This is a genomic window from Chitinophaga qingshengii (genome assembly GCF_014529935.1).
In the GTDB taxonomy this organism is placed as follows: domain Bacteria; phylum Bacteroidota; class Bacteroidia; order Chitinophagales; family Chitinophagaceae; genus Chitinophaga; species Chitinophaga qingshengii.
In genome coordinates this window covers 823,909-839,893 of sequence record NZ_JACVFC010000001.1, presented here as the reverse complement: position 1 = coordinate 839,893, position 15,985 = coordinate 823,909, and the positions used below count along the sequence as shown (strand labels likewise).

12 protein-coding genes are annotated in these 15,985 nt (G+C 46.7%); all 12 read left to right on the top strand.

The window, feature by feature from the left end:
- Positions 1–41: 41 nt before the first annotated feature.
- The 12 genes from sbnA (at position 42) to ICL07_RS02760 (ending at position 15,904) form a co-directional block, all read left to right on the top strand.
- Positions 42–1,025 carry a 2,3-diaminopropionate biosynthesis protein SbnA gene (gene sbnA / locus ICL07_RS02815; RefSeq protein ID WP_223151732.1) on the top strand — a complete coding sequence of 328 codons (984 nt, stop codon included), beginning with the start codon at positions 42–44 and terminating at the stop codon, positions 1,023–1,025.
- Between the two features lie 16 nt (positions 1,026–1,041).
- Positions 1,042–1,989, top strand: a complete 948-nt coding sequence (locus tag ICL07_RS02810; RefSeq protein ID WP_188086426.1) for a 2,3-diaminopropionate biosynthesis protein SbnB — start codon at positions 1,042–1,044, stop codon at positions 1,987–1,989.
- Between the two features lie 18 nt (positions 1,990–2,007).
- Positions 2,008–3,015: an ornithine carbamoyltransferase gene (locus ICL07_RS02805; protein ID WP_188086425.1), complete on the top strand. Its 1,008-nt coding sequence runs from the start codon at positions 2,008–2,010 to the stop codon at positions 3,013–3,015.
- Between the two features lie 12 nt (positions 3,016–3,027).
- Complete coding sequence (locus tag ICL07_RS02800) at positions 3,028–3,300, top strand: hypothetical protein (protein WP_188086424.1); 273 nt, start codon at positions 3,028–3,030, stop codon at positions 3,298–3,300.
- 25 nt (positions 3,301–3,325) lie between these two features.
- The gene (locus ICL07_RS02795; protein WP_188086423.1) at positions 3,326–3,697 is read left to right on the top strand and encodes a hypothetical protein; all 372 of its coding nucleotides are present in this window, start codon (positions 3,326–3,328) and stop codon (positions 3,695–3,697) included.
- Positions 3,697–4,917: a glycosyltransferase gene (locus ICL07_RS02790; RefSeq protein ID WP_188086422.1), complete on the top strand. Its 1,221-nt coding sequence runs from the start codon at positions 3,697–3,699 to the stop codon at positions 4,915–4,917. The genes ICL07_RS02795 and ICL07_RS02790 overlap by 1 nt, the downstream gene beginning before the upstream one ends.
- Positions 4,914–5,651, top strand: coding sequence for a PIG-L deacetylase family protein (locus ICL07_RS02785; RefSeq protein ID WP_188086421.1), 738 nt, complete (start codon positions 4,914–4,916; stop codon positions 5,649–5,651). Before ICL07_RS02790 ends, ICL07_RS02785 begins: the two co-directional genes overlap by 4 nt.
- A gap of 47 nt (positions 5,652–5,698) precedes the next feature.
- The gene (locus tag ICL07_RS02780) at positions 5,699–6,052 is read left to right on the top strand and encodes an MbtH domain protein (RefSeq protein ID WP_188086420.1); all 354 of its coding nucleotides are present in this window, start codon (positions 5,699–5,701) and stop codon (positions 6,050–6,052) included.
- 4 nt (positions 6,053–6,056) lie between these two features.
- Entirely contained in the window at positions 6,057–7,205 is a 1,149-nt protein-coding gene (locus ICL07_RS02775) for a M28 family metallopeptidase (protein WP_188086419.1), read from the top strand.
- Between the two features lie 54 nt (positions 7,206–7,259).
- Positions 7,260–8,246 (top strand): TauD/TfdA family dioxygenase, encoded by a 987-nt coding sequence (locus tag ICL07_RS02770; protein WP_188086418.1) that lies wholly within the window; start codon positions 7,260–7,262, stop codon positions 8,244–8,246.
- A 29-nt stretch (positions 8,247–8,275) separates the two neighbouring features.
- Positions 8,276–13,390: a non-ribosomal peptide synthetase gene (locus ICL07_RS02765; protein ID WP_188086417.1), complete on the top strand. Its 5,115-nt coding sequence runs from the start codon at positions 8,276–8,278 to the stop codon at positions 13,388–13,390.
- 66 nt (positions 13,391–13,456) lie between these two features.
- Positions 13,457–15,904: an ABC transporter permease gene (locus ICL07_RS02760; protein WP_188086416.1), complete on the top strand. Its 2,448-nt coding sequence runs from the start codon at positions 13,457–13,459 to the stop codon at positions 15,902–15,904.
- Positions 15,905–15,985 lie beyond the last annotated feature (81 nt).

The window sequence follows — 15,985 nt, the reverse complement described above, 5'->3', positions numbered from 1 at the left end:
TTAATGGCTTGCAGCTCTCTCTTACTTTAATCCTTTTTTGTATGATACAACAAAATGTGCTCAGGCATGTTGGAAATACGCCTGTCGTTAAGCTACCCCTCAATGGTCAGCCTAATGTACAGCTGTATGCTAAACTGGAATGTTATAATCCTACGGGAAGCATCAAGGACCGGGCAGCACATTATGTGCTCAGTGAATGTTTGTCTAATGGCGTCATTGACCAGGAAACGATGATCATCGAATCTTCGTCGGGAAATTTCGGCGTAGCATTGGCTGCATATACAGATATGTTCGGGCTACGGTTTACTTGTGTTGTAGATCCCAATATAGCTCCTGTGAATGAGTTTTTGCTTCGTTCCTTCAATGCAAATATTGTGAAGGTCGAAACACCGGATAAATTTGGCAACTTCCTGGCTGCCAGGATCAGTAAGGTAAATGAAATTGTGAATAGTACGTCCAACATTTACTGGATAAACCAGTATCAGAACCCACTTAATGCCCAGGCATATTATGAGACTATCGGAGGGGAGATCTGCTCGGAATTTGGATCACTGGATTACATCTTTATCGGTGTCAGTTCCGGAGGGACAATTGCCGGATTATCCCAGCGCATGAAAAAATATTATCCTGGTGTACAAGTGATAGCGGTAGACAGTGTTGGCTCCATGATCTTTACTAATTCGCCCTGTAAACGTTATATACCTGGTATGGGGTCCAGTATGCGCCCGGAAATACTGAAGCAGGCGATTATAGATGATAAAGTACTGGTTAGGGAAACAGATGCAGTGGATATGTGTTACCGGATGCTCCGTGATTATCACTTGCTGACAGGAGGATCATCTGGTGCTATTATGTATGCCGTCAACGAATTTTTCCGGCAGAATGTTCCAGATAGAGAAGTTAATGTGATGGCTATCTTTCCGGACAAAGGAGAGAAGTATATCAATACAATATATAATAAAGAGTGGTGTGAACGCAACTGGGGGGCGACGTCGGCCGTTGTCAGGGAAACTGCTGTTGTCTGATAAGAAAACAATACTTATGCTTTTTCTGAATGAATCACATATAGAATCAATTGGGATTGACTGGGATGCACTAATTGATGTTGTTGGTTATGCCTGTACCTGTTTGCATAGCAGGCAATATGCACAGCCGGTAAAGCCCTATCTGCGTTATGGTGAGCCACGTAACAGGATCATCGCAATGCCTGCTTATGTAGGCGGCGATATCGATGTGGCAGGCATTAAGTGGATCGCCAGTTTCCCGGGAAATGTAGAGAAAGACCTACCCCGTGCGCACAGCATCATGATCCTGAATGAAGCGGCAACAGGCCGGCCAGTGATGGTGGCCAATGCGTCATTGCTAAGCACATTGAGGGTGGCTGCGGTTAGTGGATTAATGCTTCGCGGTTATCTCAACGCGAGTAATAAAAAGAGATTTAAGCTGGGAATCACAGGATGGGGACCAATTGGCAGATATCACTATGATATGGCCCGTCATCTACTGGGCGATAAACTGGCCGATTGCGTAGTGTATGATGTTGCAAGCGACAGAAGACCTGAACATGACGGGAAACTTCGCGCGGTAAACCGTTGGGAGGAGGCATATACTGATGCGGATATTTTTATTACCTGTACGGTATCCGCTGAAGCCTATATAAACCTGCCACCTAAGCCGGGATCGCTGCATCTGAATGTATCCCTGCGCGATTATCAACCGGTAATGTGCCGGCATTTTTCGGAAAACATTGTAGTGGACGATTGGACAGAAGTGTGCCGGGAGAATACGGATATAGAGCGAATGTACCGGGAGAAAGAGCTTTCCGAAAGCGATACCCTACCACTCGCCTCTATTGTCAGTGACTGGACGCTGCTGAAGAGCGGAAAGCCTATCTTCTTCAACCCGATGGGAATGGCTGTCTTTGATGTAGCTATTGCAGACTATTATTATAAAAGAGCATTGTCAATAGGTGAAGGCGTACATGTTTAATCAAATAAAACCTTTTATATGAGCTTAAAGGGACAAGATTTTATTGACCTCAGACATCTCACAGCATCCGACCTGGATAACCTGATTGCTCTTGCAGCTAAAATAAAGGCCGGCGACATAGATGTTTCTGATGCACTCTCAGGTAAAACTTTCGGATTGCTTTTCAGCATTGCCTCTACAAGGACCCGCTTGTCTTTTCAGGTTGCTGTTCGCCAAATGGGTGGTCATGCGGAATACCTGAATGCGGATCAGCTGCAATTGGTTAACCACGAAAGCCTGACAGATACCGGCCAGGTAATGAGCCGTTTCCTGGATGGCATTATTGTACGGATGTATAATATGAAAAACTACGGCGAGGGGAGAAGCGCTTTGCAAACACTGGCCGATAATGCGTCCATCCCGGTACTCAACGCATTGGATGATAAAGACCATCCCTGCCAGGTAATTGCCGACCTGCTGACCATGAGGGAGAAGTTCGGGCCTGGGTTTAAAAAGAAAAAACTGGTATTTAGCTGGGGATATACGGAAAGACAGAAATCTCTCGGGGTACCGCATTCCATGATGGTTGCAGGAAGCCTGCTGGGTATGAATATGGTATTTGCTTATCCGGAAGGTTTTGACCTGGATGAGGAATACATCCGTTTTACACAGAAAATGGCAGCCGAATCAAAGGCTTCCATCAGCTTCACCAATGACCTTATGGAGGCAACTGAAGGCGCCGACGTTATTTATGTTAAAAGCTGGAAAGCTATTAATATGAGCGTGGAAGATGATCTGGCTGCCCGCAGGCGTGTGCAGGACGACTGGCGTATCAGTAATAAACATTTTGAGAGGGCAAACAAAGACGCCATTTACATGGATTGTTTGCCTGTTATACGGGGAGAGCAAACGCTCGCTGAAGTGGTAGACGGTCCACGCTCAGTGATCTACGACGAAGCGGAAAACAGGCTGCATGCCCAGAAGGCCATCCTGCACTCCATTTATGCTCCTGTTCCCGTTCATCAACCATCACTCACAAACTATTAAAACCAATATTTTATGCATGTTGCTGACATTATCGAAGTAAAAGAACATCTGGATACGCTGAAAAACCAGGGGCTGGTTAACGAATGGGAACTGCCATACGAGAACCTGCTTACCAGGCGGAGCGCGGCTATTTTCTTTGTAACGCCTGTTGTGGGGAAAGAAAGTGCGGTATGGTCTGAAATAGGCCGGTACAATGACTTTAGCTTCCGGTTGAATGAAGAACGGAAATTATCGAACCTGCAATACAGGATTACATTCAGTAGTGAGGAGAAAGGAAAAAATTAACCACACAACGTAATAGTCTGACCAGATGGATACGGAACTACATTCTTTTTTCCCTATGTATATCAGCGAGGATATCAGGTCCATGGTAATGGCTTCTGCCGGAAGCCTTATCGCCGGAAAGGAAAATTTATCTGACATACCTGCCATACCTGCAGTGTATGCCATCTGTGCAAGGGTGAATGGCAGACCTGCCAATTGCAGGTTCATTGGTGAAACGGACGATCTGAAAAAGAGCCTGCACCACCATTTCGGAGAGGAAGAACAGAGCCGCCGCCTGTACTCATTTATGCGGTCGGCCAAACAGAAAGTACTGATATATCTGCCAATGGATGGCGAAGAACCCGCCAAACGCTGTAGTACAGAGAAATACTGGAAAGAAAAAATTGTACTGAAATAATGGCTGCGACCATCCTGTTTTTGCCGGATCTTGACGAAGGGCATATATTTCCGACCATAGGACTGGCACAACGCCTCGAGGATCATGGATATGAGGTTATTTATCTTACCATAGAAGATAACAAGGCTTACCTGGACGAATACGGTTTTGAAAGCGAAGTGGTGTTCCGGGAAATATATCCTTATGGATGGCGATTTTCAACCAGTTATGGCGGCGAGGTGAATGATAGCATTGCCTGCCTGCATCTGCTTCCCTTGTTGCAGGGGGAACTGGATGAAATCATCCAAAGAAGATGCCCTGATTTGCTCATTATAAGTTTTTTCCTACCGGTGGAGGCACTGTTGCTACATTACAAATACCGGCTGCCGCAGATAATGATTACCAGTTTTTTGCGCGAACCGTTTAAGTCGCCATTCAATAACTGCCTGGAAACGGTTATGAAGATAGCCGCGTCTTCTCCGGGAGTACTGGACGAGATGATCACCGGGTTGTTATCGACAGGAGTGGAGGCGAACTCCCTGCAGGAGTTGGCAGCGCCGTTACAGCAGATACCTGAGTTGATCACCTGCCCGGAGATACTCGACTTTCCGGGGATGGAATTTCCCGGTAATGTATTCCACATAGAGCCATCTGTACGGCAGGTAACACTTTCGCGGCAGCGGCTACGAGTACCCGCCGGAAAAAAAATCATACTGGCTTCTTTTGGTTCCCAAGTGAGCATGTATCGCCAGATGAACGAGCTATTCATTGCCAGAATGCTGGAGGTAATGAAGTTGCCGGAAGCGGAAGAATGGCACCTTTTCCTCGGTATTGGCCGGGAAGCTGATCCTGCGCAGTGCGCTGCCGGCGTTACTGATAATGTGACCATACTTAATTGGTTACCTATGCCTGAACTGCTGGAGCATAGTGCATTGGCGCTGATTCACGGCGGATTGGGAGCCATTAAGGAATGTATTTCGTTCCGGGTGCCTATGGTCATATTCCCCATTACCGCAGAACAAGTGCTGAACAGTGAACGGATCATCTTTCATCGGCTTGGTGCCAGCGGCCGGATTGATATGCTGAAAGCGCCGGAAATAGCCCATCTGATGACGGACATATTGATGAATGAAGATATCAGGGAGCAACTGGATAGTATGAGCCGCGAGTTCCGACGCCGTGAAGAGGCTGGCGCGGGCGTTGAGATTATTACCCGTCTGATAAACAATAGCATAGCATGAAATACCAGGTTATTTCTCCGCACATAGATGACGCGGTATTGAGCATGGGCGGTTTACTGTCGCAATGGCTGGAACAGCACATCTGCATAGAAATATTGTACGTTTTTTCCTTCAGTAGCTGGGTATCGGGTAGTATATCAGCCAACGCAGGGTTGCAGCCTGATGCACACCTCGTGACCTCCCTAAGAAAAAAAGAAGAAGCTGCGGCACAACAAATCATTCCTTATAGCTGCAGCTACCTCGACTATGCGGATGCGGCCGTCCGTAAAGGCCTGCAGCCTGATGCGGAGATGATTGCACAGCTAAAGCAAAAAATAATGGCTTTCGCGGACCCGGATGTGTGGTGCTTTTTTCCATTGGGGTTGGGACATACAGATCATCTGGCAACACGAAATATTGGTATCGAATTGCTGTCACTTGGATATAAGATCGGTTTTTATGAAGACATGCCTTATATGAGCTACCAACATCTGCGGTATGCAGTTTTACACGATGTACTGCATTCACTGGGAATGAAGTCAACGGTCGCCGCGATCGACTTTGAAGTGAAACTGAACGCTATCCGTTGCTATCGCTCCCAGGTATCCATGGAATGGGAGCGCGCAATTACCGCCTATGCTTACAGTGCTGCTGATAACCAGTACTATGAGCGCTACTGGACCTGGTCTGCAGACGTTCCCTTTTCCCTTCCGCGGATACAGGCAACACTTGAACAAATGGATGTCGGTAATTAAACATCGGATTTTAGTTATCAGATTTTTTAACCAGAATTAATATTATCATGAAAGAATTAGTAGAAAAATTATCTACGGGTAAACACCCGGTACAGGTAAACCGGCCCGACAAGTCTGCCGGCGCGCTGAAAGAAAGAATAGATTTAGGATATGTCCATATACTTTTCAAAGAAACAGGAACAGAGTTGGGTATTAAGCTTAAAAGCAACCGGTGCGATTTTTCCATGGCCGACTTCAGCAATAGCAAGGGAAAAGCGCATGTAGAAGGCGGAATAACCCTCAATTATAACAAGGTGAAATGTGTGGCAGACATTGATCTGACTACTATGGAGGGAGAGGGATACCTGATACCGCTCAGTGATGCAGAATATGATGACCTGATGGACAAGAAGAAAAATTAAGTACATGAAGACATACATTCTTACCGTCGGTTTGCTGGTGATGTTTCTTCTTCCTTCCACCAGGACACTGGCAGTATTATTTGTCGCCGGTAAGGTGAAAACGGTAAAAACTCCCCCCGGGTTACCCGATTCAACCGGTATAGTGAGGCTGGTTGCTACTATCAGCCAGGATAGCATCCGTTATTTTCACCGGCAAATATGTGGTGTGCGTAACCGTAGTCAAAAAGGGATGCGGCACCTGGGAACCGTTAGATCGCTGCTCATACAACATTTCACCAGGAATGGCCTGGAATCTTCTTTCCAGGATACTATCCTAACCCGGCAGGAAGTGAGCCTGCTGAAGGGAGGGGCTGCCCCGGTAACGCCAGACACAACTACCAGTTTTCATATCAGAAATGTGTTGGCCCTGAAAAAAAGCCGTCACGCAAATGCCGGCACGATCGTGTTCTGCGCGCATTATGACAGCATTTCTGATTCTCCCGGTGCAGATGACAATGCTTCCGGTATCGCAGCCCTGATGGAAATGGCCCGGATATTATCGGCAATACAAACAGAGAAAAATATTCTCTTTGCCGCCTTCGACCTGGAAGAAGAAGGGTTGCTGGGCAGTCAGCTATTTGTTTTTGGAAAAGGAAAACAATACCCGGAAAAGATAGACGGCGTAGTCAATTTTGATATGATTGGGTATAGTTCTGAAGAGCCGAAAAGTCAGCAGGTACCGGAAATATATCAGCAGTTATTTCCCCAACAATACAAATTATTGTCGGAAGATCAGTTCCGTGGCAATTTTGTACTGATTGCCGCCAACGAAAAATCTGTACCACTATCAGATGTGTATACCCGTGCTGCACGCGCATTCGTTCCTGAACTCAAAGTGATGTCATTGTCGTTGCCCGGGGATGGTTTGCAGGCCGGCAGCCTGGCAGACAGCGATCATGCTGCGTTCTGGTTTGCTGGCATTCCCGCCATCTTTATCGGAGACGGAGCCGGCAGCAGGAATCGTCATTATCATTCATCAGCCGATAAACAGGAAACCGTCAACTATGGTTTTATGACGCGGGTCATAAAAGCGGCGGTAGCTGGCGCACTGGCTGTATCCGGAAGTGAATGGCCTGCCGATGCCGCTGTCGTACTTCCCGCAACAGGTCATTAACCTGCAGGATATTATTCAAACTAATTAAGGAATACAATTATGCAAACATCCTTCATGTTTCAAGAATATGCAGCCAGGGTAGAGCGCTACGATCTGCATGGATTGGATTACCCGCTGGTGATAAAACCCCTGGAAACAGGTATTGATCCTTTCCGTTGGGCGGAGGATCATAAGGCGATGGTGCAGAAAGATCTCCATCGCTTTGGTGCTATTCTTTTCAGGGATTTCCCATTACACCAGGTACAAGATTTCAACAAATTTGTTGCTGCTTTTGGAGGTGAGATGATCGATTACAAAGAGCGCTCGTCCCCAAGACATGAAGTGGAAAAGAAAATTTACACGTCTACAGATCATCCGGCAGATCAGGTGATCAACATGCATAATGAAAATTCTTACTCAAGGTCATGGCCACTTAAACTGTATTTCTATTGTGATATACCCAGTGCCCGTGGCGGAGAAACACCGATTGCTGACAGCCGCCGGATGTTGGCGATGCTCAGCAAAAGCACAAAAAAGAAGTTCAGGGAAAAAGGGGTACTGTACGTTAGAAACCTGGGTGGTATGATGGGACTAAACTGGGATGTGGTATTTCAGACTACAGACCGGAGTGTGGTGGAGGCGTACTGCAAACAGAAAGATATTGTGTTTAACTGGAAAGATGATAACCGGCTTCAGCTGAAATACTATGCGCCAGCCATACGCATTCATCCACAAACGGGCGATGAATCCTGGTTTAACCATGCTTTTTTTTATAATATCCTTAGCTTGGATCCGCAGTTTGTGGAGGAAATACTCACGGTGATGGACAAGGAGGATTTCAGTTTCCTTTCTTATTATGGAGATGGCGAAGAGATAGAAGAAGCGGTAATCGATGAAATCCGGTCGTGTTTTGAACAATTAAAGGTGTCTTTTCTCTGGCAGAAAGGTGACGTGTTGTTGGTAGATAATATGCTGATGGCGCATGGCCGGGCAGCATATGAAGGAGAACGTAGGATATTGGTTGCTATGACCGATCCTCAATATCATCATATGTATTTGTAAAAGTTGTTAGCGGTTAAAGATAGGTGTGCATGAATAATCTGTTGGCATTACTCGAAAATTTATCTGCTGACACCTCTCGGGGTATCGTGTTGGTACGCAGCGGCGCGGGCGACAAATTTGTTTCTTATGTGACCCTGTATCAACAGGCATTGACATTATTGTATGCGCTACGGCAACGTGGCGTACGGAAAGGACAGGAGATCATTTTGATTGCTGATGATCCGCAACAGTTCCTGACGGGATTCTGGGCCTGCATAGCAGGAGGAATCATCCCGGTTCCTCTTGCTATGGGAACAGCTGATATGCACAAGCTGAAAATTGTACAGGTATGGAAAACACTAAAAGATCCCCTGTTAATGATGAGTGTTGAAGACGCGGAAAGATTAAGGACTTTTTGCGTTAATACCGCATACCTGGAAATATGGGAAGAAATGGCCGGCCGTTGCCTGTATCCTGCGGAGATGACAATGGATGGGGCTATGGCGCAACCCGAACCTGGTATACAAAGGGATGATATCGCTTACCTGCAATTTTCGTCCGGATCTACCGGGGCGCCCAAAGGGGTAATGCTAACCCATCGGAACCTGCTGAGCAATGTAAAGGATATCATCCTCTCGTCACATATCAGTACTGCCGACAGCCTGTTGAGTTGGATGCCGCTTACCCATGATATGGGGCTTATCGGCGTACACCTGGTGGGCATAATGGCGGGGATATCCCAGGTAATTATACCTACGCCGGTGTATATACGTCGTCCGTTAATATGGATGGAAAAGGCCAGCGAGTATGGAGCCAGTATCCTGTATTCTCCCAATTTTGGTTACCAGTACCTGCTGGCAGCATTTGATCCGGCAAAACAATATACCTGGGATCTGTCTGCGGTCCGGGTTATTTATAATGGAGCAGAGCCTATTGATTACCGGCTCTGTCGTGAGTTTTGCGACGCTATGCAGGTATATGGCCTGAAGAAAACAGCCATGATGCCGGTATATGGATTAGCTGAAGCCTCTGTAGCGGTTTCAATACCGGCGCCGGAAACTCCGCTGAAGGTTCATTTTTTCGACAGGAACAGGCTGAATGTAGGCGATAATGTGGTGTACCGTGAAGAAGCGATGCCGGGCAGCGTGGGGTTCGTAGAGGTAGGCAGTGTGATACCTGATTGTAAGCTTCGTATCTGCAACGACCAGGACATTATTTTATCGGAAGATACAATAGGGCATATACAGATCTGTGGACTAAATGTTACGGGAGGGTATTATCAGGTACCAGATATTACCGGCAGTACTTTTACTCCGGATGGCTGGTTAAGGACGGGCGACCTCGGGCTGGTGCATGAGGGAAAGTTGATAGTGACAGGCCGGTCAAAAAATATCATCAAACAAAAAGGACAAAATTATTATCCCCATGATATAGAAAACATTGCTGGAGAGGTACCGGGGGTTAGCAAAGGTGGCGTAGTGGCAGCAGGCTATATACAGGTTAATCCACTGGAAGAACAGGTGTTGTTGTTTATTTTGTACAAAGGAAACGCAGACAGCTTCATAGAGCTGGCATCAGCAGTCAGGGAGCGTATTGCAGCGGTCATGCCGGTTATTATTACTGCTATTCTCCCCGTACGGAAGATCCCTAAAACCACCAGCGGCAAGGTGCAGCATTTCCGGCTCGTACAGGATTATCTTGCTGGAGAAATGCGTGAAGCAGGAAGCCGGTCGCAGGCTAACGGCTCCGTGGACCAGTTATTGGAACTGGCCCGGCAATCTTTTAAGACAGTGCCGGCGCCGGATGATAATCTATTTACGCATGGTATTGACAGCATGGAATTAACCCGTTTTATTGCACATGTCAACCGCCAATGCAGCATTCGGCTGCAGCTAAGCCATATCATCAGTCACCCGGATCTCCGCCGGCTAAGCAGTTATATTTCGGGTCTTTCACATACCGACAACAGTCCGATAATTGCGGCGCCACAACAGGAATGGTACCCACTGTCTCCCGGGCAGCAACGTTTCTGGACCATGCATGAGCTAAAGCCACAACAGAATCCACTTAACATTGCCGTAGCTTATCATATTGCAGGGGAGATGAATGTGGTCTCCATGCAAACTGCCTGTGATGTGATGATGCAACGCAACGAATGCTTGCGTACCGTTTTTTCACAAATAAACGGGCAGGCCATGCAACAGGTCAGAGAGAAAATGCAGGTGCCGTTTACGTACCGTGAGCTTACTAATGACGATTCGGTTCAGGAGATGCTTATTGTGGCATTGAACCGCGATTTTTGTCTTTCTGAAGGACCGCTTGCAGGCTTCTTTCTCTGGAAAACAGGAGAGAACGATTATTTATTCCTGATGGTCCTGCATCATCTTATCGGTGATGGCTGGTCGATGTCGCTTTTGCTCCGGCAGCTGGCTGCATTGTACAAGTATGGTCCGGATGTGAGCACGGTAAACCAGGTATTGCCACAGGCGAAAGATTATTATGCTTATCGGCAAACTGTTCCGCATATTTCATATATGGAGGAGGCCAGACAGTTCTGGGCGGCTACACTAAAAGATGCTATACCGATAAATTTTCCGTTTTATCAAAGCGCCAGGCTGCAACAACCGGCCGGCGGGGGAAGTTATTCCGTAAAGCTTTCAGCAGACAGTACTGCTGCTGCGGTAAAATTCTCCGGCGTATATCACCAGAGTTTGTATGTTACGCTGTTGGCTGCTTTTAAAGTATTGCTTTTCAAATATACAGGGCAGGAAGAGCTGCTGGTAACTTCCAGCGTTGCAGAGCGAAGTATCCCGGGGGCTGAAATGGTCACGGGGCTATTGTCCAACACTATCTGCCTGCGTTCCCGGTTTTCACCGGATATGAATTTCCCGTCCATCTGTAAAGTGGTGAAAGATATAGTGGCTAACGCTTTGCAATACGAGCTTTATCCTTTTGAATTTGTCCTGAATGGACTTGACCATGTGCCGGCAGCAAGGGAACGCCTTTTTAACACGGCCTTTGTGATGCAGCGGTTTGATGGCGACTGGTGCGAATCGCCACCGGTGGAGAGCTGGACAGTGAGCAGGGCTGCTTTGCCGTATTATACTTCTTTGTGCGATCTTTACATGGAAGTGTTTGCCGGCAGCCAGGGAATAACTATTGATATACGCTATAATAAAGGTGTTTTTACAGAAGCTGCTATAAAAGAACTGGCGGCATATTACGACTATCTGCTACACCAGCTGGTGCTTGAGCCGCTTCGGCCTGTGGCGCTTTTTTCACTGTTTGCCGGCCCTGGTGGTCTGGCTGATATGAAGCTACTTACATGCGGCCCGGTGAGAAACAATATAACGGACCTGGTTGAGCGTATTTACCGGAGCACAGTGCATTATCCCGAAGCGATAGCCATTAAAGATGGTAGCCGTATAGTGACCTACAGAGAACTGGCGGCTTATACAGACAATATGGCGGCCTACCTGGTTGTCCGGGAGGAGGTGCGACACGGTAGCCTTGTTGCTATTCTCCTTCCGCGCAGCGCAGAGTTGATCCTCGCGGTGCTGGCAATACTCAAGTGCGGCGCCGCCTATATCCTGATAGATCCCGCTTTGCCGCGGGAAAGGATTAGTTGGATGCTGGAAGACAGCCGGGCACAAATTGTGATTACGGATGATATACAGCAAACATATCTTCAGAAAATACCAGCAGTTTGTATGACTACTGAGCAGTTGTTATCCGGCAACTACAGCCAACCTTTGCTGGAGCTGCCGCCGCGGGTATCTCCGGCTTATATTATCTACACGTCTGGTTCTACAGGAAGGCCTAAAGGTGTAGTCATCGGACGGGAAGCACTCAGTAACTATGTACAGGCATTTGTGGAGTACTTCGGCATCAACAGCAACGATCGTATCGTTTGCCAGTCGTCCGTGTCTTTTGATGTGATCGTCGAAGAAATTTTCCCGGCACTGGTCAAGGGCGCTACCATTGTTTGCTACCGCGATGGCGGAAGTAACATTGCGGCGCTGGAACAGCTGTTGCTGGCCGAAAGCATCACCGTTTTATCTACGGTGCCTGCCATCGTGGAAGAATTGAACAAGTCTGCAGCATTGCTGCCGCTTCGGATACTTATCAGCGGAGGAGATAAATTACGTCCTGACCAGGTTTCCTGTCTTGCATCCGACATCCGGACTTACAATACCTACGGTCCTTCTGAAACAACTGTCTGTGCTACCTATCATCTGGTAGATCCCTGTAGCGAATACATTCCCATTGGCCGTCCGATTGATAACGTGGCGGTATGGATTGTAGACAGCGGGATGCATATCCAGCCGGTTGGGAGAGCAGGAGAGATCGTAATAGGAGGGCGCGGCCTGGCAAACGGCTATCTGAATAATCCCGAACTGACCGCGCAAAAATTTGTCTGGCTTGAAGAAGTGGGAATGCAAGTGTACCGCACGGGCGATATCGGGGTCATGGATGATCATGGAAATATCTCGTTTCTTGGAAGGAAAGACAACCAGGTTAAAATGAACGGTGTGAGAATTGAGCTGGATGAAATAGCCGCCACTATAGAGGGGCTACCTGCTGTTGCAGAAGCGTTCGCATTGTTCCTGGAAAAAGACGGGCACAACGGGGGAATAGCGGCATTTTATCGGCCTGCTATGAAAGAAGAAAGTGAAGCTGCTGTCCGCAAAGCGCTTTACAGTGTTTTGCCGGCATATATGATGCCGCGGTGGCTCATTGCTGTAGATCATTTTCAATTGACCCATACCGGTAAGATTGATATCTCCGCGTTACGGGAAAAAGCGACAGAACTGCTTACTGCCGGGCAGGAGATTACAGCTGCTACTACTTCTGAAGAGGCCCTGCTGGTAAAAGTATGGGAAGAAGTGTTGGCCATTGATACCCCCGGAATACATGATAATTTCTTTTCGCTGGGCGGAGATTCCATCAAGGCGGTGAAGATGGTTGCAAAACTCAACAGCACCGGTGTGCAGATTTCCCTGGCCGATATACTGTTACATCAAACGATCTATAAAATTGCAGCAAATATTCCGCTGTTAACAGCAAGCATAATAGCCGTGGAAACGGCTGTAGCTCCTGGCAAAGAAAGGCGTTTTGATACGGTAGATCTTGAGAACTCAGATATGGAGAAATTATTCGAGTGACAAAGAATTTGATGTATATTATAGTGATTTCACGTTAACTCATGTACTATCCAAAATCCTAACGAGATGATTATCAGCTATATCAAAACGATATTGAGATTTTTCAGCAAAAACAAAGCAAACTACCTGATTAATCTCCTGGGGCTTTCCATTGGACTGACCATCTTTTTGATTATCGGCTTGTACGTTTCATTTGAATTCAGCTACGACCGGTTTCATAAGAACCATGCAAACACTTACAGAATGATCTGTAACCTGTATGATGAAGGGAATCGGGTTCTGCTGATGCAGTTCAGCAGAACACCGGTACCGATGGCACCTGCAGTGGAGCAGGAGATACCCGAGATAAGGAATTTCGTCAGAACGGCACCCATTGGCGGGGATGTAGCGATCTATAAGGACCGGAAATTTTATATTGACAATGTTACTATTGCTGATACCTCTTTTTTTAACGTCTTCTCTTTCGGGCTGAAAAAAGGGAATCCTGCTGAAGTGCTGAAAAACCCATTCAGCGCCGTTGTTACAGAAAAGATGGCCAATCGGTTATTTGGCGACGCTGATCCAATAGGTAAGGCTTTTTCTTATGGTGGAAAAATGTATATGGTGACCGGCGTGGCACAGCCGTTACCAGCGTATTCTTCCATCTACTTTGATTTTGTAGTGTCTGATCCTGCACGTATACAGAATTCTATGAATGATTGGTATAACGATTATAGTTTTACCAGTTACCTGGTGCTTCATGATGGTGCGGACGGAAAAGTAGTGGAAGATAAGATCAACAGCTACCTGAAAAAACGTTTTGGCCCGGATGTAAGAGCAACTTTTTCTCTTCAGCCAATGAAAGATATTCATCTCAGGTCTTCCCATCTGAAATGGGAAGGAGGCGGGGACCTGAGAAGCCTTTATTTCCTGATCGTTTTGGGGCTGTTTATTCTCATTACAGCATGGGTTAATTATATTAATCTTTCATTGACTAAGTCAATGGAGAAAGGCCGTGAGCTTGGTTTGAGGAAAATATTCGGCGCTTCCCGTACGGATCTTGTTACACAGTTTATGTTGGAGGCTGCATTGTTTAATGTGGCGTCTTGCGTTCTTGCGGTTATCGTGGCGTTGTTGTTGTTATCCAGGCTGAATGCGGCCTTTAACCTGAACCTTACTTTCTGGAATGTATTTTCCTCGCAGCTTTGGTTTACCCTGTTGCTGTTCCTGGTGGGAGGCATGCTGATTTGTAGCCTTTATCCGGCGTTGCTGTTTTCTGCTATAAAACCGATAGAAATATTCAAGAAGAAAATCAGCCGATCTACTTCTAAAGTCAGTATGAAACAGGTGTTCCTGGTGGTCCAGTTTGCTGTTTGTACCTTCCTGTTGCTGGGGGCGGCTACTGTCTTTCTGCAATTGAGATACCTCATGAATAAAGAACCTGGGATTGAGTTGGACCATATTCTGCTAGTAACAAATCCTACCCGTCAGAGTACGGACGATGCAGTGATCCAGCGGGGGCAATCTTTTATGAAGGAGGTGGCGGGCTATGCGGGCGTTAACGGTGTCACGCTATCCAACTACCCGGGGGAAGGATATTTTTCTGAATTTGAGTTGGCATTACAACAGCGAAAAAACGATATCAGGCTGGTGAAATTTGCATATATCGATGATAAATTTGTAGATGTTTACAAGTTAAAGATTATAGCCGGGCAGAATATTGTTAACCGCACCTCTATTGGCGGCACAGCGATAGCTCCTGTAGCCGGCGATAGCGTCCGGACCGAAAATGGCGTAGTGGAAGATGATGCTGTTTTGCTGAACGAAGAAGCGGTGAAGCTCTTCGGTTTTGCCAAACCGGAGAATGCCATCGGTAATTTCCTGGTGGGATATCGCAACAAGAATCTGCGCATTGCAGGCGTATTAAAAAACTATCATCAGGAGTCTGCCAAAATGAAAGTATCGCCAGTAGTTTTTAAAATGCACCCTTATTCTCCCCACAAGTATTTCTCTGTTCGTGTTAGTGGGAAAGACCCAAGGTCTGTGGTACCGCTGATCAGGCAGAAGTATGAAAGCCTTTTCCCTGAGCATCCTTACGGCGATATGCTGCTAAAGGACCTCTACAACCAGCAATATGCAACCGAGAAACATTTTCAGCTCATTTTTGGCAGTCTTACTATTGTAGCCATCACACTGGCATCATTGGGATTATTGTCTGTATTGTCTAACAGTATCCGGAAGCGTTTGAAGGAATTTGCGGTTCATAAGGTGTTTGGCGCCAACGGTAAGCAGTTGTCGTGGCTCATCCTGAAAGACCTGGTAAGGGCAATTGTGGTGGGCGTGGTTATTGCAGAAATCATTGGCTTTGTTACTATGAGAGGATGGCTGAAGAATTATGAATCCCGGATAAGCCTGGGTATCTGGTTTTATATAACACCTTTCATTGTTATATTTTCAGTACTGGCGGCTGTTACCGGCAGGGTAGTATTGAAAGCTACCTCCAAAAATCCGACATCCCTGCTGAGGGACGAATAATCATTTTTACATATACACTGATTACAAACTTCTTTTAGAGGCTAACCCCTTGCGTCTGATACTGCCGGTTTACCGGCAGGG